21 protein-coding genes, 1 tRNA gene and 1 riboswitch are annotated in these 19,934 nt (G+C 66.1%); of the genes, 15 read left to right on the top strand and 7 right to left on the bottom strand.

Going from position 1 to position 19,934, the window contains the following annotated elements; genetic code table 11:
• The first annotated feature begins 9 nt into the window (after positions 1–9).
• The 4 genes from ACVW17_RS24335 to ACVW17_RS24350 all read left to right on the top strand — a co-directional run bounded on the left by ACVW17_RS24335 (position 10) and on the right by ACVW17_RS24350 (position 5,829).
• Positions 10–966, top strand: a complete 957-nt coding sequence (locus tag ACVW17_RS24335) for a dihydrodipicolinate synthase family protein (protein ID WP_456754244.1) — start codon at positions 10–12, stop codon at positions 964–966.
• A gap of 2 nt (positions 967–968) precedes the next feature.
• Positions 969–1,766, top strand: coding sequence for an NUDIX hydrolase (locus ACVW17_RS24340; protein ID WP_456754245.1), 798 nt, complete (start codon positions 969–971; stop codon positions 1,764–1,766).
• 238 nt (positions 1,767–2,004) lie between these two features.
• Complete coding sequence (locus ACVW17_RS24345) at positions 2,005–2,913, top strand: DMT family transporter (protein WP_456754246.1); 909 nt, start codon at positions 2,005–2,007, stop codon at positions 2,911–2,913.
• A gap of 234 nt (positions 2,914–3,147) precedes the next feature.
• Entirely contained in the window at positions 3,148–5,829 is a 2,682-nt protein-coding gene (locus ACVW17_RS24350) for a PAS domain S-box protein (RefSeq protein WP_456754247.1), read from the top strand.
• A 51-nt stretch (positions 5,830–5,880) separates the two neighbouring features.
• On the opposite strand, the gene ACVW17_RS24355 is transcribed toward ACVW17_RS24350, so the two are convergent.
• On the bottom strand, positions 5,881–6,231 hold the full coding sequence (locus ACVW17_RS24355) for a GrlR family regulatory protein (RefSeq protein WP_456754248.1): 351 nt from the start codon (positions 6,229–6,231) through the stop codon (positions 5,881–5,883).
• 237 nt (positions 6,232–6,468) lie between these two features.
• On the opposite strand from ACVW17_RS24355, the gene ACVW17_RS24360 reads away from it, so the two are divergent.
• Complete coding sequence (locus ACVW17_RS24360; RefSeq protein ID WP_456754249.1) at positions 6,469–6,909, top strand: hypothetical protein; 441 nt, start codon at positions 6,469–6,471, stop codon at positions 6,907–6,909.
• Between the two features lie 74 nt (positions 6,910–6,983).
• On the opposite strand, the gene ACVW17_RS24365 is transcribed toward ACVW17_RS24360, so the two are convergent.
• On the bottom strand, positions 6,984–7,367 hold the full coding sequence (locus ACVW17_RS24365) for a VOC family protein (protein ID WP_456754250.1): 384 nt from the start codon (positions 7,365–7,367) through the stop codon (positions 6,984–6,986).
• 247 nt (positions 7,368–7,614) lie between these two features.
• On the opposite strand from ACVW17_RS24365, the gene ACVW17_RS24370 reads away from it, so the two are divergent.
• Both ACVW17_RS24370 and ACVW17_RS24375 read left to right on the top strand, forming a co-directional pair.
• Positions 7,615–8,253, top strand: a complete 639-nt coding sequence (locus ACVW17_RS24370) for a hypothetical protein (protein WP_456754251.1) — start codon at positions 7,615–7,617, stop codon at positions 8,251–8,253.
• Between the two features lie 218 nt (positions 8,254–8,471).
• On the top strand, positions 8,472–8,981 hold the full coding sequence (locus tag ACVW17_RS24375) for a hypothetical protein (RefSeq protein ID WP_456754252.1): 510 nt from the start codon (positions 8,472–8,474) through the stop codon (positions 8,979–8,981).
• Between the two features lie 72 nt (positions 8,982–9,053).
• On the opposite strand, the gene ACVW17_RS24380 is transcribed toward ACVW17_RS24375, so the two are convergent.
• Complete coding sequence (locus ACVW17_RS24380; protein WP_456754253.1) at positions 9,054–9,461, bottom strand: hypothetical protein; 408 nt, start codon at positions 9,459–9,461, stop codon at positions 9,054–9,056.
• A 241-nt stretch (positions 9,462–9,702) separates the two neighbouring features.
• A riboswitch (ZMP/ZTP riboswitch) is annotated at positions 9,703–9,782 on the top strand.
• A 15-nt stretch (positions 9,783–9,797) separates the two neighbouring features.
• Between ACVW17_RS24380 and ACVW17_RS24385 the strand changes: the two genes are divergently transcribed.
• From ACVW17_RS24385 to ACVW17_RS24410, 6 genes are all read left to right on the top strand, one after another.
• On the top strand, positions 9,798–10,673 hold the full coding sequence (locus ACVW17_RS24385) for a bifunctional 5,10-methylenetetrahydrofolate dehydrogenase/5,10-methenyltetrahydrofolate cyclohydrolase (RefSeq protein ID WP_456754254.1): 876 nt from the start codon (positions 9,798–9,800) through the stop codon (positions 10,671–10,673).
• A 150-nt stretch (positions 10,674–10,823) separates the two neighbouring features.
• Complete coding sequence (locus ACVW17_RS24390) at positions 10,824–11,276, top strand: MaoC/PaaZ C-terminal domain-containing protein (RefSeq protein WP_456754255.1); 453 nt, start codon at positions 10,824–10,826, stop codon at positions 11,274–11,276.
• A 132-nt stretch (positions 11,277–11,408) separates the two neighbouring features.
• Positions 11,409–11,834 carry a zinc-ribbon domain containing protein gene (locus tag ACVW17_RS24395; protein WP_456797934.1) on the top strand — a complete coding sequence of 142 codons (426 nt, stop codon included), beginning with the start codon at positions 11,409–11,411 and terminating at the stop codon, positions 11,832–11,834.
• A gap of 202 nt (positions 11,835–12,036) precedes the next feature.
• On the top strand, positions 12,037–12,330 hold the full coding sequence (locus ACVW17_RS24400) for a hypothetical protein (protein ID WP_456754257.1): 294 nt from the start codon (positions 12,037–12,039) through the stop codon (positions 12,328–12,330).
• Between the two features lie 140 nt (positions 12,331–12,470).
• Entirely contained in the window at positions 12,471–12,842 is a 372-nt protein-coding gene (locus ACVW17_RS24405; protein ID WP_456754258.1) for a hypothetical protein, read from the top strand.
• A 147-nt stretch (positions 12,843–12,989) separates the two neighbouring features.
• Positions 12,990–13,772: a hypothetical protein gene (locus ACVW17_RS24410; protein WP_456754259.1), complete on the top strand. Its 783-nt coding sequence runs from the start codon at positions 12,990–12,992 to the stop codon at positions 13,770–13,772.
• A 45-nt stretch (positions 13,773–13,817) separates the two neighbouring features.
• Here the strand turns inward: ACVW17_RS24410 and ACVW17_RS24415 are convergent, their stop codons facing one another.
• Positions 13,818–14,945 carry an alkane 1-monooxygenase gene (locus tag ACVW17_RS24415; protein ID WP_456754260.1) on the bottom strand — a complete coding sequence of 376 codons (1,128 nt, stop codon included), beginning with the start codon at positions 14,943–14,945 and terminating at the stop codon, positions 13,818–13,820.
• Between the two features lie 158 nt (positions 14,946–15,103).
• On the opposite strand from ACVW17_RS24415, the gene ACVW17_RS24420 reads away from it, so the two are divergent.
• Positions 15,104–16,114 (top strand): helix-turn-helix domain-containing protein, encoded by a 1,011-nt coding sequence (locus tag ACVW17_RS24420; RefSeq protein ID WP_456754261.1) that lies wholly within the window; start codon positions 15,104–15,106, stop codon positions 16,112–16,114.
• Positions 16,115–16,376: 262 nt separating this feature from the next.
• Here ACVW17_RS24420 and ACVW17_RS24425 read toward each other — a convergent pair.
• Together ACVW17_RS24425 and ACVW17_RS24430 are read right to left on the bottom strand one after the other, a co-directional pair.
• Positions 16,377–16,453: transfer RNA gene (locus tag ACVW17_RS24425), tRNA-Arg, on the bottom strand.
• Positions 16,454–16,539: 86 nt separating this feature from the next.
• Positions 16,540–16,827 (bottom strand): hypothetical protein, encoded by a 288-nt coding sequence (locus tag ACVW17_RS24430; RefSeq protein WP_456754262.1) that lies wholly within the window; start codon positions 16,825–16,827, stop codon positions 16,540–16,542.
• Between the two features lie 213 nt (positions 16,828–17,040).
• Here ACVW17_RS24430 and ACVW17_RS24435 point away from each other — a divergent pair, with 213 nt between their 5' ends.
• Complete coding sequence (locus ACVW17_RS24435; protein ID WP_021080599.1) at positions 17,041–17,487, top strand: hypothetical protein; 447 nt, start codon at positions 17,041–17,043, stop codon at positions 17,485–17,487.
• A gap of 37 nt (positions 17,488–17,524) precedes the next feature.
• Here the strand turns inward: ACVW17_RS24435 and ACVW17_RS24440 are convergent, their stop codons facing one another.
• On the bottom strand, positions 17,525–19,801 hold the full coding sequence (locus tag ACVW17_RS24440) for a cation:proton antiporter domain-containing protein (RefSeq protein ID WP_456754263.1): 2,277 nt from the start codon (positions 19,799–19,801) through the stop codon (positions 17,525–17,527).
• Positions 19,802–19,934 lie beyond the last annotated feature (133 nt).

The raw sequence follows: 19,934 nt of genomic DNA on the forward strand, positions 1-19,934 counted from the left end.
AGGATAGCCATGACCAAACTCACCGCCCAGGCCGCCGGCACCTTCGCCATCGCGCCGACCCCGTTCTTCGATGACGGCCGCATCGACGAGGCATCGATCGACCGGCTGACCGATTTCTATACCGAGGTCGGCTGCGACGGTGTCACGGTGCTGGGCATCCTGGGCGAGGCGCCAAAACTCGATGCCGCCGAGGCGGAGCAGGTCGCGCTGCGCTTCGTCAAGCGCGCCAAGAAGCTGCAGGTGATCGTCGGCGTCTCGGCGCCGGGCTTTGCCACGATGCGCTCGCTGGCCAGGAAGTCGATGGATGCCGGCGCCGCCGGCGTCATGATCGCGCCGCCGCCGCATCTGCGCACCGACGACCAGATCATCGGATACTTCAAGCAGGCGCAGGAAGCGATCGGCGACGACATTCCCTGGGTGCTGCAGGACTATCCGCTGACGCTCACCGTGGTGTTCACGCCCGCCGTGATCCGCAAGATCGTGATGGATTCGCCGTCCTGCGTGATGCTCAAGCACGAGGACTGGCCGGGTCTCGAGAAGATCTCGACCTTGCGCAATTTCCAGAAGGACGGCTCGCTGCGGCCGCTGTCGATCCTGGTCGGCAATGGCGGCCTGTTCCTTGATTTCGAGATGGAGCGCGGCGCTGACGGGGCGATGACGGGCTACGCCTTCCCCGAGCTGCTGATCGACGTCGTCAATCTGTCGAAGGCGGGAAAACGCGATGCGGCGCATGATCTGTTCGACGCGCATCTGCCGCTGATCCGCTACGAGCAGCAGCCCGGCGTCGGTCTCACCGTGCGCAAATACGTGCTGCAGAAGCGCGGCATCATCTCCTCCAGCGCCCAGCGCAAGCCGGGTGCCGTGATCACGCCGCAGGCGAGGGCAGAGGTCGATTATCTGCTGTCTCGCGTGGCGCGGGTCGACCGCCGCGCCAATCTGCAACCGCAATCCAGTGCAGCAGGATAATAATGACCGAGATCGTTGCCCCGCGCCTTGCCTCGACCGTGCTGCTGCTGCGTGACGGCAGCCGCCGCGAGATCGAGGTCTTCATGATGGTTCGCCATCACCAGATCGAGTTCAACTCGGGCGCGCTGGTGTTTCCGGGCGGCAGCGTCGACAAGAACGACAAGGAGATCGCCGCCGATCCCACGCTCTATTCGGGCGGCGCAGGGCTCGACGGCGACGCGCTCGGGTTCCGGATCGCTGCGATCCGCGAAACCTTCGAGGAGAGCGGCATCCTGCTGGCGCGGCCGAAAGGCTCGACGGATCTGGTCGACGCGGGGCGTGCCAGCGAGATCGCGACCGCGCATCGGACCGCGCTGAACGAAGGCAAGATCAGCTTCCTCAAGGTGCTCACAGACAACGGCATGGTGCTCGCGCTCGACGAGCTCGTACCCTATGCGCACTGGATCACGCCGGAGGGCATGCCGAAGCGTTTCGACACCTGGTTCTTCCTCGCGGCCGCGCCGCCCGAGCAGCTCGGCGCCCATGACGGCAAGGAATCCACCGACTCAATCTGGGTGTCGCCTCGCGAGGCGCTGGAAGGCGGCGAGACCGGCCGCTTCAAGCTGCCGTTCCCGACCACACGCAATTTGATCAAGCTCGGCAAGCAGCCGAACGTTGGCGCCGCGCTCGCCGACAGCGCGGGCAAGTCGATCGTCGCCGTGATGCCGGTGATGACCAAGACCGCCACCGGCCGCCAGCTCCGCATCCCCAGGGAAGCGGGCTATGACGGCGAGGTGTTCGACGTCGGCGCGATGGGGTAGGTCCGTCCTCGGACAGACCCGTCATCCCCGCGCAAAGGCTTCGCCTTTGTCGCTGGAGGTGCGCGCTCTTGCGCGCCTCGAAGGATCGACGGCCCGGCTGGTGGCCGTCGACCCTTCGAGGCTCGCTCCGCTCGCACCTCAGGGGACGGATCACTCTCTTCACACTTCGGCCTATATCGAAATATCATCAACTCCGGCGATGTAGTTTCCGTTTCACCGAGACGGAATCCTCAGCCCAATGACCACGACCCCACGCCAGCCCAACATGGCCTTCGAGCTGGCCTTGCTGCTCGCGCTCGCGAGCCTGTGGGGCGGCTCCTATACCTTGATCAAGCTCGGCGTGGCGACCATTCCGCCGATTACGCTGATCGCGGCGCGCACCGCGATCGCGGGGCTGCTGCTGCTCGTCATCATGCGGATGCGCGGCGTCTCGATGCCGGGGGATGGCATGACCTGGCGCCGCTTCATCTTCCAGGCCTGCCTCAACAGCGTGATCCCGTGGACGCTGATCGCCTGGGGCGAGCGCTACGTCGATGCCGGGCTCGCCACCATCCTCAATTCGGCCTCGCCGATCTTCACCTTCCTGTTCACGGCTGCGATCACCCGCCATGAGGCCGCCAGCCCGCGCAAGCTGTTCGGGGTGATCGCGGGCATGGCCGGCATCTGCCTGATCGTCGGGGTCGACGCCTTCCGCGATCTCGGACAAGGCATGGTGGCCGAGGTGGCGATCGTTGCCGCCACGATCTGCTACGCCTGTGCCGCGATCTTCAGCCGCGGCTTCAAGGGGCTCGACCCAATGGCGCCGGCTGCGGGCTCGCTGCTCGCGGGTGCCGCGATCCTGATCCCGCTCAGCCTCGCGGTCGAACAGCCCTGGACGCTGGCGCCATCGATCAGCTCGCTGCTCGCCTTGCTGGCGCTGGCGGTGTTCTCGACCGCGATCGCCTTCGCGATCTACTTCCGCCTGATCCAGACCCTGGGCTCGGTCGGAACCACCGCGCAGGCTTACTTGCGGGTGCCGATCGGGGTCGCGCTCAGCGTGACGTTTCTCGGCGAACGACTCAGCCCCATGGCGTGGATCGGGCTCGCCTGCGTCGTGATCGGCGTCGCCGCGATGACGATTCCGGTGCGAAGGATCGCCACAGTCTGACGTCATCGCCGCGATGGCGATTCCGGTGCGGACGACTGCCACGGCCTGAAGTTTCGACTTCCGAGACAGCACCAAGCAGCCGCCGGACGATGCTTGCCGCCCTGTACCGGAATCGGTCACCGGCGGCCGCGGGGTGACACCGGTCACACCGGCCGGCCGGGCCCGTCAGCATGTTTACCCAAACCCCGTAATTTCCCGTATATTGAGGTGCATTGGACCCCCGGCCTTGATGACATGACCGCTGAATTGCCGCCGAATTCGCAAGCGCCGCGTGCGTTCTCCCTCTCGATCGGCCAACTGACGTTCGGCAGCTTCCTGCTGGTGCTGGCTGTGATTATCATCACATCCACTGCCAGCGTGATCGCGATCCGCCACATCGATACGACCTTTGCCGAGCTGCAGCGGCTGCAAAGCGTCGGCGACATCGCCGAGGATATCGACCGCCGCACCAACGAGCTGCGGCTGGCGGCGCGGGACTTCGTCACCGAGCCCGGCAACCAGTCGGCCCAGGTCGCGCAGGCGGCCCAGTCGCTGAGCGAGATCCTGAAGAAGACCCGGATTGAGCTCGCGCCCGAGCAGCAGGACATGATCGACGGCGTCACGCAGCGGCTGGCGACCTATCGCAACGGGATCGAGCGGATCTCGGCGCTGCTCAGCCGTCGCGCCGAGATCGTCGCCGGGCTGCCGCCGCTGCGCGATGCGTTCGACCGCGCGGTCGCCGCGAGCAATGATGCGGCGCTGGCCAACGCGCTGTCGCAGGTCCAGAGCGGCATTGCGACTGCTTTGTTGGCGCACAACACGTCCGCTGCCGAGCACGCCGCCCAGAGCATGCGGGCGATGACCATCGCCGATCCCGCCCTGCGCAGCGCCGTCGACAATTATGCCGAGGCGATCAGCGCGATCGCGGTCCGCGAGGGCCAGATCGCCGACATCGACCGCGAGGTGCTCGGCGCCGAAGGCGTGTTGATTCAGAAGGTCACCGAGCTGTTGCGCGAGCTCAGCTCCCGTCGCGGCCATGTGCTGTCGCGCGATTTTGCGCGGACGCTGGCTGAAGCCAAATGGCAGAGCATCGTGCTCGGCACGGCGGGCGTGCTGATCGGGCTGTTCGCCGCGGTGCTGGTGGTTCGCCGCACGGTCCGGCCGCTCGCACGGATCGCAGGCTCGATCCGCAAGGTCGCGGGCGGCGAGAAGAGCGCCTTCATCCCCGGCGCCGACCTCGACAACGAGATCGGCGACATCGCGCGCGCCGCCGAGGTGTTCCGCCAGACCCTGGTCGACGCCGACAGCGCGCGCGAGGCGGCGCTGCGCGCGCTCGCCGAACAGCGGCTCGCCGAGGAGAGCTACCACAAGCTGTTCGAGGCGTCGGTCGAGGGCATCTACGTCACGACGCCGGGCGGCACGCTGCTCAACGCCAATCCGGCGCTGGCGCGGATGATGGGCTATGCCACGCCGCAGGACCTGATCAAGGGCATCGACGATATCGCCACCACCGTCTATGTCGATCCGGCGGCGCGCGAGCAATACATGCAGTTGATGCAGCGCGACGGCACGGTGCGCGACTACGAGTATCAGGTGCGCTCGAGCGACGGCACGGTGCTGTGGCTGTCGGATTCCGCGACCGTGGTGCGCAACGACGAGGGTGAGGTGGTGCGCTACGAGGGTACGGTGCGCGACATCACCGACCAGAAGCGTGCCGAAGATGCGATCGCCGAAGGCCGACGCTTGCTCCAGATGGTGATCGACACGGTGCCCGCCGTCATCAACGTCAAGGACCACGAGCTGCGCTACGTGCTGATGAACCGCTACATGGCGGGCATCTTCGGCATCGAGCCGCAGGACGCGATCGGGCAGACCACCGCCGAGCTGATGGCGCGCTACGGCGCGGCCAAGACCGACGAGAACGACAAGCGGGTGCTGTCGGCGCGGCGGGAGCTCGGCTTCTACGAAGAAGAGTACAAGGACGCCGCCGGCAACATGCGGCAATGGCTGGTCAACAAGCTGCCGATCCTGGACTCGCAGGGCGACATCGAGAACATCGTCACGGTCGCGCTCGATATCGGCGAACGCAAGCGCTCCGAGCAGGAGATGCGCAAGGCGAGGGATTCGGCGGAGGCGGCGCTGCGCAATCTCCGGGAAACCCAGAATTCGCTGATCGAGGCCGAGAAGCTCGCCGCGCTCGGCCGCCTGGTGGCCGGCGTCGCGCATGAGGTCAACAACCCCGTCGGCATCAGCCTGACGGTGGCGTCCGCGCTGGAGCGCAAGACCGCGAATTTCGCCGCCCAGGTCGAGCGCGGCGACCTCAGGCGCTCGAGCCTCAACGACTTCCTCAACACCGCGCGGGATGCCTCCTCGCAGCTGGTCGCCAATCTGAACCGCGCCGCGGAGCTCATCCAGTCGTTCAAGCAGGTCGCCGCCGACCGCAACTATTCGGATCAGCGCACCTTCGATCTCGGCGACCTCACCGAGCAGGTGGTGATGAGTTTGCGGCCCGGCTTGCGCAAGCACAATCTGACGCTCAACGTCGATTGCGAGCCGAACCTGATCATGAACTCCTATCCCGGACCGTATGGCCAGGTGCTGACCAATCTGTTCCTCAACGCGGTCGCGCATGCGTTCCCGGACGGCAAGGCCGGCGAGGTCGAGATCCAGGTGCACGCCTCCGGCAACGACTATGTCGAGGTGATCTTCGCCGACAATGGCTGCGGCATGAGCCTGGACGTCCGCCGCCGCGCCTTCGATCCGTTCTTCACGACGCGGCGCGACCAGGGCGGCACCGGGCTTGGCCTGCACATCGTCTACAGCATCGTCACCACGCGCCTCGGCGGCCGGCTCTCTCTCGATTCCGCCCCGGGCAACGGCACCCGGATCCAGATGATCCTGCCGCGCGTCGCGCCGCTGGAGCAGGCCGCGGAGTAGGGCGCGACGCCTTGCGGGCTCCTCAGGATGACGGGCTGATAGCTTTGGGTGCTAATTGATATCCGCGAGCCAGTGCAGCGTTGCGCCGAAGATCAGGCTCGCCTTGCCGACCAGCGCGGTTCCACTCATGTTGCCGCGGGTGTCGGTGAAGGTGCCGGACACGCCGATGCCGACCGGTGCCGGTCCGCCGAACAGCGGGTTGTCGGTGTCGCGCGGCGTGGTGTGGCGTTGCACGAGGATCTCGCCCTTGAACACGTCGCCCTTCACCGTGTAGCTGCCGGTGTAATACAGATAGGCGTCGCCGCCCAGAATCTGGCCGTCGCGGAAAAGAATCACTCCGCTGCCCTTGCCGACGCGTCCGTCCAGCAGGGTAACGTGGATTGAGTACAGCCCGTTCTTCATAATGTCCCATGGCCGGCTGCCGTGCCCGCAGCAATCCGGGTTGGTTTTTTATGCCAAAGCGAGCAACCTCGTGCAATGCGGCAGGTTGATTCCGGGGGTATCCGGAGTGACCATGAACCCTCGGTTCCTGCCAGGCGGTGTGACGGCGCGATGACAGCGGACCGTGCGCGCGAATCGAACTGGCCCGCGAAATGCATAGCTCTGGTTGCACTGGCCGGTGGTGCTGGAGCAACATAAATGACTGACAGGATGGAAGCTGGCGGCCGCTCGGCGGGCCGGTATGACGATCCCGGAACTTCGACCCGCCGTCGCAAACGTCGGATACGAGTGGCTTTGCCGCTTGGTCTGGTTGCGTTTGCATCGGTCGCCGCGGCGCAGCTGGCGCAGGCGCGCGATCCCGACGGCCGCTACGCCAATTCGCCGCTCAAGGAATGGTTCGACAGTCTGCGCAGCGGCAAGGGACCGTGCTGCTCCGATGCCGACGGCAGTGCGGTCAGCGATGTCGATTGGGAATCCAAAGACGGACACTATCGCGTGCGCCTCGAAGGGGCCTGGATCGACGTCCCCGACGAAGCCGTGGTCACCGAGCCCAACCGCGCCGGCCGCGCCATGGTGTGGCCGATCAAGAGCTACATGGGCGTGACGATCCGCTGCTTCATGCCGGGCAGCATGACGTAACGCTAGACGCGGCCAGATCCGCGTCATCCCTGCGCAAAGGTGATGCCTTTGCGCGGGGATGACGCGGAGAGATCTCACGCATACTTCTTGTCGCGCTCGAGCAGTTCGATCGAGATGCCCTGCGGTCCGCGGATGAAGCAGATCCGCACGCCGGGGCGGATCGTGGTCGGCTCCTTGGTGAACTCGACGCCCTTGGCCTTGATCTCGGCCGCGACCGCGTCGATGTCCTTCACCGTCAGTCCGAAATGATCGAGCCCCTGATAGGGCGTCACCGGCGGCGCGTTGACGCCGTCGCCCTGCGTCACCTCGGCGATGAAGACCTTGGCGCCGCCGAGCTGGACGTCGATGCGGCCGGGCCCACGGATGATCTCGCCGCCGAGAATGTCGCGCAGCCAGGTCGCGGTGGCCTCGGGATCGGGACTGCGCAGATGGACGTGGTCCCAGGTGACGACGGGCATTGCGAAACTCCTTGTTGTTCTCGCGCGGTTTGGGAACGCGGCACTCGCTCTCGGGCGGCGCGAATTTAGCGATCGGCCGCCTGGGATGCCATCCCTCCGCCCGAGCAATCGCAAGATTGTCGTCCCGGGATGAAACCATTCCGATGGTCGGCGATTGTTCTCGCGTGGCCGCTCGACCTGCGGCCGTCTCTACAGACCTGCTTTATGGGTGGCGGCGCAATCGGGCGTCGAGGGTGAGGGCACGACGATGCGGATCGGCCTGGCGTCGTTTCGAAGGGTGGCCGCCGGACGTCAGGGCGGCTTCTACGCCAGCCTGCTGCTGCCGTTGATCGCGCTCGCCGGGATTGGTGCCTGGTTCATGCTGCCCGAGCCCAGCGACGCCGGCGACCACGATGCCTCGCCGGTGTCACCCGCCATCGTCCGCAGCGCGGCGGACGCGCCCGCCCAGACTGCCAAGGATGCGCCCAAGGATTCGCCCAGGGACGCGCGCAAGGATGCGCCGGCCACAGCCGCAGATGAGCCGGCCACGGTCGGCGTGGCCACAGCGCAGCCGGCCGAGGAGACGAGGCCGTCCGCGCCGGGCGTCGAGCGGTCGCCGCTCGACAAGCTGCGGATCGCCTCGCAATCTTTTCAGCGCGGTGGGCTGGGTTCGAAGGCGCTGGTCACCTTGACGCTGCGCAACGCCAATGATTTCGCGGTCAAGGATATCGAGATCGCCTGCGCCTTCATCCGTCGGGACGGCAGCCCCATGACCGAGCGGAAGCGGCTGATCCCGGATACCATCGGCATGAGGAGCCGCAAGACCTATCCCCGGATGTTAATCGGGTTCGTCAATGTTAACGCGAACAAGGCGAAATGTACGGTCGTGACCGCCAGTCGCGCCTAAACCCTGCATCTCGAAAAAGTGACTGGGAATTGACTTCCCGGGTGAACCGCAACGGCGAGGCAGGAACTAACTAATAAGCCGACCGTTAGAGAACGACCCGGAAGCGCGGGATGGCGACTATCCGGGTGATCATGCGCAGACGACGATTTCGCCCGCGCGATGACTGATGTCGTCGCGCCGAGATGAACCGCGCCCGGTGCGCGGGGGGAGCTACCAAGATGCCTGTGGCGCGTTATTTCCTGTATGTTGGTGGCGTGCTGCTGGCGCTGCTCTTCGTCGTCAACGCCGTGGTGCCGCAGGAGGCCACGATTCCCGGCCCAAGCCAGACCGTCTCGTCGCCGGGCGTCGACAAGACCATGGTGCGCATCAGGTCGGCTCAGAAATTGCCGGAGCGGGTGGTGTATGACACCAGCCTGCCGACCATCGTGCCGGCGCAGGTCAATGCGGTTGCCGCAGCGGCCCCGTCGGTTGCCGGCGACGCGCAGGCCCGCGTCCGCAACACATTTGCCGAGTTCATCCCGCCGGAAAAGGCTGACGCGAACAAGGTCGTGGCCGAGGCGAAGCCGGTTCAGGCCCAGCCGCAGGCACCCAAGAAGCGCAAGGTCGCGCGTTACCATGCCCATCCGCAGCAGCCGATGCGGCTGGCCCAGCCCGGCATGTATCAGCCCTACCGTGTCGCGCAGCAGCAGCCGCGCATGGGCTTCTTCGGCGGCTTCGGCACCTGGTAGCAGGGCCGCTTCGGCAATCGACACGCCGCCGCAAACACTTGCGGCGGCATTTTCATGTGTCGATCGGCGCGCCTAGCGCGGCAGGCGCGGAATCTTGTCGGCGAAGCCGTTGTAGCAGGTCAGCCGCTCGTCCTCTTCCTTCACGAAGCGGCATTCGTTGACGCCCTTGGCAGGGGTGGCCGTCGGCTTCGGCTGCGGCTTGAAGATCTCGTCGTAGCAGATCAGCCGCTCCTTGGTGGCGTCGTCGATGTCCTGACAGGCCTGGAGCTTCTGCGCCACCGATTGCGGCTTGCCGGCAGCGGGCGGCTTCTCGCCCTTCCTGGCGGCCTGCTTCTTGCCGACCTGGACCAGCGGCTTGTCGCCGACCATCGGCTGCGTCGCCGCCGCCGGCTTGTCGGCGGGCGCTGGGGCTGGAGTGGTGCCTTGAGCAAGCGCGGCAGCCGGGCAGAGGAGCGCCAGCGCGAGGATGATATGTCTCATGGTGAAAATGTCCGAAATGGGCGTGATGACCGGAAGGATGGCGCCGGGGATCGGAAAAGCCCGGCAAGCGCCGAGGCTTATCGCAAGTCTTGCCCGAATCCTACCCCCAGACGCGATCCGTGCTGCACCGATCCACCGGGCAAATACGGGCAAATCGTCGCTTTGCGGCAGCCAGGAAGCGCCAAGGGATATCAGCCAGGGGAGCATGATTTGCCTTTGCCGGGCGGGGCGGCTATGACCACGCCATCTGCGCGACTGGCGCTTGGATGGACCACCATCGGGGAGCGCAGAGACTGAACGCCGCGCGCCTGGGCACCGCTTCGAAACGGAGGTGCCATGACGGCGAAACTTCTCGATGGGCATGCCCATGCCCGGATTGTCATCGACAAAATTGCCAGTGAACTTGACCGGCTGCCGCGCGCGCCGGGGCTTGCGGTCGTGCTGGTCGGCTGCGACCCGGCGAGCCAGATCTATGTGCAGAGCAAGGTCAGGATGGCCGAGCGGCTCGGCCTGCACGGCGCGGTCGAACGCCTGCCGGACGATTGCAGCGAGGCCGATCTGCTGGCCAGGATCGAGGGGCTCAATGCGCGCGACGATATCGACGGCATCCTGATCCAGCTGCCGCTGCCGGCGCATATCGACGCGCTGCGCGTGATGGCGGCGGTCGATCCCGCGAAGGATGTCGACGGCCTGCACGCGCTGAACGCCGGCCGGCTGTTTCACGGCGACGATGCGCTGGTGCCGTGCACGCCGCTCGGCTGCCTCCGGCTGATCAAGTCGATTCGACCGGATCTCACCGGCGCTCATGCCGTGGTGATCGGCAGCTCCAATATCGTCGGCAAGCCGATGGCCGCGCTGCTGCTGCAGGAGCAGGCGACCGTGACACAGACCCACATCCACACCCGCGGCATCAGCCGGATCTGCCGTCAGGCCGATATCCTGGTCAGCGCGGTAGGCAAGGCGGGCCTGGTGCGCGGCGACTGGATCAAGCCGCAGGCCATCGTGATCGACGTCGGCACCACGCGCGTCGAGAAGCCGGACGGCGGCTACGCGGTGCGCGGCGACGTCTCCTTCGAGGAAGCGGTGCAGGTCGCCGGTGCGATCACGCCGGTGCCGCGCGGCGTCGGCCCGATGACCATCGCCTGCCTGATGGAGAACACGGTGAAGGCCGCCACGGCGAGGGTGAAGGCGAGGGCGGCGCGGCCGCATTAGCGCAGGATGCTCGGAGCGATGCGCGAGCGGTCGGTGCTGCTCGCGTCTCGTGGCTCCGCTTGGATATTCCGTGCGCGAAGTTGATGACCTCGCAGGTAATGGAAAGCCTGCAGCATTGGTCTATCGTCGCGCGACACACGGAGGCGCACGATGCTGTATGCGGAAGATCTCACCGAGGGAATGACCTTCAAGCTTGGCCGCTACACCATCGGCGAGGCCGAAATCCTCGAGTTCGCCGGGAAATATGATCCGGTGCCGATCCACACCGATCCCGTCGCGGCTGCGGCGGGTCCGTTCGGCGGCCTGATCGCAAGCGGCTTCAACACCATTGCGATCTATCAGCGGCTGGCCGTGGAGGCGATCTGGAGCAAGGTGGCGGGCATCGTCGGACGGAGCTTCGAGATACGCCTGCCGAGCCCGGTACGCCCGGGAGCCACGCTGACTGGCCAATCGGAGATCCAGAAGATCACCATCAGGCCGGAGCGGCGCGATGCCGTCGTGATCTTCAAGACCGAGCTGGTCAACGACGAGCAGCGGCCGGTTCTTGTCCTCGTGCTCGACGCGCTGATCCACATGCGGCCGGCGGAGCGGGAGCGGGCATAGGTTTCGCCCGGATTGGTCTGGCCGCTCCGCAATGCCGCGGCTACCATGGCAAACCTGCGGCCGAACTGAAGCGCATCTTTGATGCTGCCGCGTCTGGCCGCCGGAGCATTCGGTTCGACGATGTGCGCGGACGTGAAAAGCAACAGGCAGAAGCGCGGGGAAATCGACGCGAAACGGCGCAAGGCCGACGAATGGCTGCGCCTGCAGGCGCAGAAGGCTGCCGAGCAGCGTCGCCAGCGCGACTACAAGATCGCGCTGGCGCGCGACGAGGTTGCCGTGCTGACGAGCGCGCTTGCGCCCTCGAACAGCTATTCGACACCCGATTTCGTCTTGCGGGGCACCTATCGGCCCGAGCCCTTCGTCTGCAAGGACTGCGGCGTGGCCGAGGTCTGGACGCCGTTGCAGCAGAAATGGTGGTACGAGACCGCCAAGGGTGACGTGTTCACCAAGGCCGTGCGCTGCCGGGCCTGCCGCACCAAGGAGCGCGCACGCAAATCCGCCGCGCGCCGCGTGCATCTGGATGGGCTCGCCGGGAAGAAGAAGTCTTCCGCCACATGAGTGGCGGGCAGGTGTGACGCCGCGCCGCACCTCTCACGTCGATGCACCGGGAACCCGCGCGCCTGCGGTCAATGCGTCGCGCGGGCGGAACGTTTCGTGGCCTGATCGGTTCGAGACCTTGAAGCCCCCAGACGCGGGGTGCGGGCCGGGAGGAGCCAGCCAGGGAAACATTCAGGGCCGGAACCAAAAGAAGGAGCAGCGGATGAAGCTTAATTCCACCCAAGTCAAACAGACCATGACGCAACTGAACGCGCAGGTGCTTCCGGATGATCATCCCGCCGTGGCGCAACTCAACAGCGTGTTCGGCGAGCACACGTTCTTCGTCGATACCAGCGGCCTCAAGGTGCTCGAACCCGCGCAGAGCTCCGACATGTCAGGACAGACCGGCGAGGTGGTGAGCCTTGCCGAATGGAGCGACCCGGAGCTGACATCGCTGCGGCCGCACGAGCCCGAGCCGACCGGCGTGCTCATCGCGCTCGAACCCAGCAAGCACTAAGTGAAGCAACGTCGACGATCGGCTCTCTTGATGGTGACAGTCTCCGACGTCTCCTCAAGAGGTGCCGAAAGTCACATGGCAAATCAGCGCCGCCTGCGTATGCATCGGTTCGGGGTGGGTATCCAGGCGGTGAGGGGCAGATGGGGATTGTGCGGCGCTGGAGCCCTGACGAGGATGACAAGCTCAGAGAGCTCGCCAGGGCCGGCAAGAATGCACTGGAGATCAGCAACGAACTGACCCGTAGCGCATCGGCGGTGCGTCGACGCGCCGAGGTGCTGTCCGTCCTTATCATGGCCAAGGCGTTTCGCGCCCGCCCGTCGCATGTCGCGACCCATCTCGAGCGGGTCGCGATCGACGCGATCCGCAACCGCCGTTCGTTTCCCGCGGGCGTCGGCCCGAGCACCATTGCCGGAATGATCGAGAAGGGCTGGATCGTCCCGGAGTTGGGCCGTCGATACCGCGTCACCGATGCCGGCACGGAGGCGGTGCGGCGGAAGATTCCGAGCGGCTGAAGTCAGCGCAGCAACGGTTCGCGCCAGATTATTTGAGTTCGTCTGCGAGATTTCGCGCCCGAGACGGCTATCCCATCCGTTCAATCGTCGGAGGCGCGACGACCGGGGTCTCCGCGTGTCCCTCCAGCCGCCCGTGTGATTACGCCGATGCTCACCGCCCAGTTTGCTCCAGCCGACCGGTACCAGCGTTTCACCGATCTTGCGCCGTTCGTTCGCGAGGCGATCGGCACCATCGCGGCGTTGACCCCGGCACAGCGGCTGGATGTGGAATTCCTCGAACGGGAGTTCATCCCTGCGCTGGGGCTCAATGACGAGCTGCTGCGCGAGCAGCCGCCCGAGCTTGCGCCGTATTTCGGCAGGGGCCTCCACCTCTGGCAGTATCCGAGCCAGCTCGCGCCCTATCTGGCCTGGCTTGCGCGCAACGCCTCCGGCGTTTCCTCCTACATGGAGATCGGCTGCCGCTGGGGCGGCATGTTCATCCTGGTTACGGAATGGCTCAGGACCAGCGGTGCCGACCTCAAGACCGTGATCGCGCTCGATCCGATCGCGCCGACGCCGTTCATCTCGACCTATTTCGATCTGCTGCAACAGCAGGCCGCTGTCGAGCCGATCTACATACAGGACTTTTCAACCTCGCCGCTGGTCGCGGCGCATGTCGAGCAGCTGAAGCCCGACCTCGTCTTCATCGACGGCGATCACAGCCTGCGCGGCGCGTTGCAGGATCACCTGCTGGTGCGCACGCATGCCGGCATCATCGTGCATCACGACATCCATTCCCAGGCCTGCCCGGATACGACACTGCTCTGGACGGCGTTGAAGCAGTTCGAGGCGCCGAGCTTCGATATGGTCGAGTTCACCAGCCAGTATCCGTCCGTCAACGGCTCGTTCCTCGGCATCGGCGCCATGAAGCGCCGACAAGCGCAGCCGTAGGAACGGAGAAGCCGGGCGATCGTGCGATCGCGACGTCGCCGGCCGCTAACCCAGATTCAATTTGCCCTTGTCGCCGCCGGCCCAGGCCAGGGTCTTCGGGTCCATCACGCGGAACCAGAGCCACGGGATCGCGGCGAGCCCGAACATGCCGGTGTAGCCGTTCGGCAGCCGCGGGATGTCGTCGAAATCGCGCAGCGATTGGTAGGGCCGCATCGGGTTGGCGTGATGATCCGAATGGCGTTGCAGATGGAACGTCATCAGGTTCGAGACGATGTGGTTGGTGTTCCAGGAGTGGCGCGGCTCGACTGCCTGATAGCGGCCGTTCGGCAGCTTCTCGCGCAACAGCCCGTAGTGCTCGACATAATTGGCCTGGGTCAGCGCGTACCAGCCGAGGAAGTGGTGCGCGACGATGAACGGCGCGACCTTCCAGCCGAACAGCGCGATCAGGACGGCGGCGACGACGAGCGTCAGCGCAAAGCCCTGCAGGATCTCGTTGTCGACCGACCATACCGGCTCGCCGCGCCGCGTCAGCCGTTCGGCCTCGTTGCGCCAGCCGCGCCTGAAGGCGCCCGGCAGCTCGCGGGTTGCGAAGGCATAGATCGATTCACCGAACCGCGCGCTGGCTGGATCTTCGGGGGTCGCGACCCAGGTGTGATGACCGCGATTGTGCTCGACGCGGAAATGCGCGTAACCGACCGCGCAGTTGGCGAGCATGCCGAACAGGATGTTGAGCCGGTCGGCCTTGTGGCCGAGCTCGTGCCCGATGAGGAGCGCGCCGCCATTGATGGTGCCGACGCCGAGCAGCAGCGCGACGTAGGACCACCACGGCAATTCCTGGGTGCCGAAGAAGGCGATCAGGGCGACGTAGTTGATCCAGGGAAACACCACGGTGATGCGCGCAAGCCGCAGGTAATAGGGATCGGCCTCCATCGCGGCGACGACTTCCGCCGGGGGATTGTGGGTATCCTCGCCGAACACGACGTCGAGCAGCGGGATCAGGATGAAGATGAAGACGAAGGGGATCAGCGTCACCAGCGGATCGTGCGTCTGCAGATACCACCAGTAGGACAGCAGCGGGATCAGCGGCGGGATGAATGACAGCATCCACAGATAGCGCTTGCCGTCCCGGTATTCGACCGGTTCGCCGGCCGCATTGGTGCCTTTGAAGATCATCGCATTCCCTCCAGCATCGCTTCGAGTCGGCATTCGCCGTTGTTGTGCGGAGCATGCCGCGAGGCAGGCCTGCGCCGCCAGTTCCCAACAGGCCAAATTTGTGGCATTTTGCGCCAAGCCTGTTCGGCCGGACGTTCGCGAGGGAGGGTGCCGACACAATGCAGGGATCGGAGGCCGATGCCCTTCGCACGCCGGTGTCCGCGGCCTACGCACGGGCGCTGGTGCGCACCTTCGGCAAGACGCGGAGCGAGCGCGACGAGCTGCTGGCCGGCACGGCAATCCAGCAGGATGCGCTCGACCAGCCCGGCGCGCACATGCCGGTGTCGTCGCTGGTGATGCTCGCCGCCAATATCACGCGGCTGCATGGCGAGCTGTGGCCGCTGTCGGCCGCGGCGGTGTGGTCGACGTCGCTGCAAGGGGCACTCGACGTCGCGACCCGGACGGCGCCGACCATCGAAGGCGCGTTGAGCATCGGCGCACGCTTCGGGTCGACCCGCGCGCCTTTCATCCGCAACCGACTGCGCCGGACCGCGCGCGCAATCCAGATCGAGATTACGCCTGCCGTTGCGATGGACGACCCGCTCTGGCGCGCCGTGGCGCTGGCAGTGAGCCTCAACGTGCACGCGGTGTATGTGCAGCTGCTCGAGGACGCGATCGGGCAGGCGACGCTTGAATTTCCCTGGGCTCCGCCCGCCGGCGCCGAGCGGCTGGCGCCGCATTTTGCCTGCGCGGTGAAGTTCAACGCGGCCGCCTTCCGCTTCGATGTGCCGAAGGAGCTTTGCGGTCGGGCGTCGCCGTTTGCCGATCCGGAATTGCAGGCCAAGGCGATCGAAGCGCTCGAGGCGATCGAGAGGCCGCGCTCGGATGCCGAGGCGCTGACGCGGGCCGTCGAGAACCTGATCGCATCGCGCCTGCCGCATCGCCTCGGCGAGGAAGAGGCCGCGCGCCTGATCGGCACCTCGCGCCGCACCCTGGTGCGGCGGCTCGCGGAGGCCGACGTCGCCTTCCGCCCGCTGCTCGACGCCGTGCTGCGCGAGCGCGCGAAGGCGATGCTCGCGGCAGGCACCCAGTCACGCGACGAGATGGCGGCGGCGCTGGGCTACACGGATGCGACGAGCTTCAGCCGGGCGTGCCGGCGGTGGTTTGGGGAGAGGGCCGCGCGGGGATAGCAGGCCGCGGTTCGCGCGGGCCCGAAACCTCGCGGACAGCACGCGGAACGAGCTACGCCGGTCCCCTCAATGCGTATGCAGGGCGTCGTAGGCGTGGGCACAAAACACGGCGGCGCTGAGCAGCAGCAGCGCGACAATGGTCACTTCCATCATGACACTTCCCCGCAATTTCTTTGATTATTTGGGGGAGGCTAGCGGCCAAATGTTTCCGCCCGGTTTCGTCGGCTGCTGAAAATGGTTTCGTGGCCTGCCGTCTGACCAATGGCGCGCTCGGAGAGATTCGAACTCCCGACCCTCGGAATCGAAATCCGATGCTCTATCCAGCTGAGCTACGAGCGCGTTGCGGGTCGATTATCAGACTTGCGCTGACAGGGCCAGCCGGGACGCCTTAGCGTCCCGTTGCCCCATCGGCCTGCCGCGGGACCTCAGAAGCAGGGATGCCGGCGGCGGTCCTGGCCGATATAGGCGGCCGAGCCCTGGTAGCACTTGTTGGTCGACGGGCCGTCGTAATAGGCGAAGCTGCCCGGGGACGGGCCGGGGCCGTAATTGTGCAGGTAGCTGATGTGGTAGGGCAGGCCGTAATAAGCGTGCCGGTAGTGGTGATGCCGGTGGTGCGGATAGACCGTGAGGTCGGCGGCAACTGCGGGGGTCAGGGCCGGGACGGCCAGGGAAACAGTCAGGACGAGCGCGGCGAAAAGTTTGGTCTTGGTCATTGGCGGCCTCCGGGCATTCACGCTGGAATCGGCTTCTCGGCCGGTCCCAAGCCATCATTTAACCCGGAATCGGGGCCGAAAGCTGCGGGAAATCAGCCACAGCGCGCCAAATTTTGCCTTTTTGCGGATGCTTAACGGATTGCCAACACAGTCCGGCCAGAGTCTTGCGGTCAGGTCCGCCCGGGCCGTCTTTCCCTCGGTTTAGAACATTTCATGCGCATCACGCCCCTTGTCGCCCTGCTGCTCTCGGTCCTGGCGGTCACGCCGGCACGGGCCGTGCTGCACATCACGCGCGATCATGGCGGCTATGTCGAGGAATACAAGGCCAAGTACAAGCAGATCCGCGACCGCCGCGAGCGCGTCGTGATCGACGGCATCTGCAACTCGGCCTGCACGCTGGTGTTCGGCATCGTGCCGTTGAACAAGATCTGCGTGACGCCGAAGGCCAGCATCGGCTTCCACCAGGCCTATTACGACAAGGCCTTCACCTTCGGCATCAAGGTCACCAGCCTCGAGGGCACATCCGACCTGATGTCCTATTATCCCGATACGGTGAAGGACTGGATCCGCCGCAATGGCGGGCTGACCACCGAGATGAAGAAGATCAAGAACGGGGTCGATCTCTGGAAGATCGTCGATCCCTGTCCGGAAGAGTGGTAGGCGCGGGCGCCCTCGGGATCTCCCTCAGCTCTTTGCCTTAAGTCTTGGGCCTGACGTCGCCGCCCGACACCAGCAGCACCGAGGCCTTCGCCTTGCCGAGCACGGCGGCCGCGACGCTGCCGAAATTCAATCTGTCGCCCTGGATGCGGTCGACGCCGATCACGACCAGGTCGGCCCCGCTTGCTGTGATCTCCTGCAAGATGGCGACCTCGGGCGCGGTGTTGGCGCGCAGCCGGGTCGCGACATTGATGTCGTAGCGCGCCGCGGTCGCCGCGATGTCCTTCAGGATCGCTTCCTCCGGCGCCAGCGACATGCTGGGGCTGGAGCGGCGGGCGCCCCTGTCGCGGGTGGTCGAGACATAGACCACCTGCAACGGTTCGCTGGCGAGACGCGCCAGCGCGATCGCGACCTCGGCGCCGCGCCGCGAGACGTTGCTGCCCGAGACCGGCACCAGGATTTTGCGCGCATTCGCCGCCGGCTCGTCTGCGTGTACGCCCTTGGCGGCGGCGATCGCCAGCGGGCCGTCGAACCCGGAGGTCAGCTCATTGATCCGCCGGTCGAAGCCGCCATCGGGGCCCGCGACCGCGTCCATGCCGACCACGAGCAGGTCAAAGCCCTTTTTGGCTTCCTCGGCGATCGCCTCCGCCACCGTCTCTTCGGGCGCGCGGCTGATGACGTCGACATTGCCGCCGCCGTCGGCGTCGGCCTCGGCGCTGGCCTCGGCGCTGATCTTGGCCGCGTTGATCACCGTGGCCTCCGGGCTCTCCGCGTCGGTATGGTTCTGCTCCGGCAGCTTGGCATGCGCCCCGACATGCAGCACCGTGATCGGCAGCCCGCGGCCGCCGGCGAGCAGCCCGGCAAGATGCGCGGCGAATTTCGCGTTGGTGCTTTGGTCGACCGCGAGCAGCAGCCGCTCGAGATTGGCGACGAAGCCGCGCTGCTCATATTCCTCGCGCTCCAGCCGTTCCTTCTCCTCCTTGCCGAGCGGCAGCCGCATCAGCGCGTTGCGCAGCATCGGCGGCATCGCCATGGTGGTCAGGATCGCCATGGTCACGATCATCGAGAACAGGGTCTGGCTCAGCACGCCCATCGACAGGCCGATGGTTGCGATGATCACCTCGGTCGAGCCGCGCGCGTTCATGCCGCTCGCCAGCGCATAGGATTCCTGCCGGGTCAGCCCGCCCAGCGCGCCGCCGGCAAAGGCACCGCCGAACTTGCCGATGCTCGCGATCAGGATCAGCGCGGCGGTGAGCGCCAGCACCGACGGATCCTTCAGCACGGTGAGGTCGGCGCTCAGCCCGGCGAGCCCGAAGAACACCGGCATGAACAGGCTGGAGATCAGCCCGCGCAGCCGCTCGTCGATCTGCCGGGTCAGGATCGGGGATTCCCCGACCAGCACACCGGCGATGAAGGCGCCGAGCACGGTATGCACGCCGATCAGATGCGTGATGCCAGCCATCCCGCTCATCAGGAGCAGGATTGCGGTAATGACCGCCGCCGACGAGACCAGATTGTCGTTGGCCCAGCGGATCAGCCGGAACACCAGCCGGCGGCCGATCGTGAAGCTGACGGCGAGGAAGGCGAGGGTGCCGAACAGCGCCTGCGCGACCGACAGCACATCGAGCGTGCCGCGCGAGGCGAGGCTGAAGATGACGGCGATGATGATCCAGCCGATGGTGTCGTCGATGATCGCGCTGGCGACAATGATCTGGCCGACATTGCGGCGCATGAAGTTCATCTCGCGCACCACGACGGCGACGATCTTCACCGAGGAGATCGACAGCGCGGTGCCGAGGAACAGCGCGGCGATCAACCGCGCCTCGGGGTGCGGCAGCAGGCTCTGCGGCAAGACTTCGCCGAGCGCAAAGCCGCAGGCGAACGGCACCGCGATGCCCGCGATCGAGATCGTCATCGCCGCGCGGCCGACCTTGCGCACCAGCTTGAGGTCGGTCTCCATGCCGGTCAGCAGGAGCAGCAGCAGGATGCCGATCTGCGCGATGCCGTCGATCAGCGCCTTCTGCTCGCCGGACGGCGGAAAGACGACGTCATGGGCTGACGGCCATAGCCAGCCGAACAGCGAGGGGCCGAGCAACAGGCCGCCGAGCAGTTCGCCGATCACGGAGGGTTGGCCGATCCGCTGCATCAACTCGCCGAGGCCGCGGCCGACTGCGATCAGCAGCGCGATCTGGACGAGCAGGATGAACTCGGACGGCTTGCCCGCTTTGCCGCCTTCGGCGCCGGCTACCGTGACGGTCGCAAGCAGGATGATGACCGCCCAGATCGTCGGTTGAAGCCGCCGCCTGCGGATCGCCATTGCCTCTCCGATTCCGAACATTCCAGCGCGGCTCGCTCCACCCCTGGCCGCGTGCGGTCAACGCCGGCTTTCCGAAAGCGATCCACCAGCGGTCATTTTTGGAACCGACGGCGCGCGCAGTTCGTTTTGCTCA

This window comes from Bradyrhizobium sp. USDA 4473 (assembly GCF_054063335.1).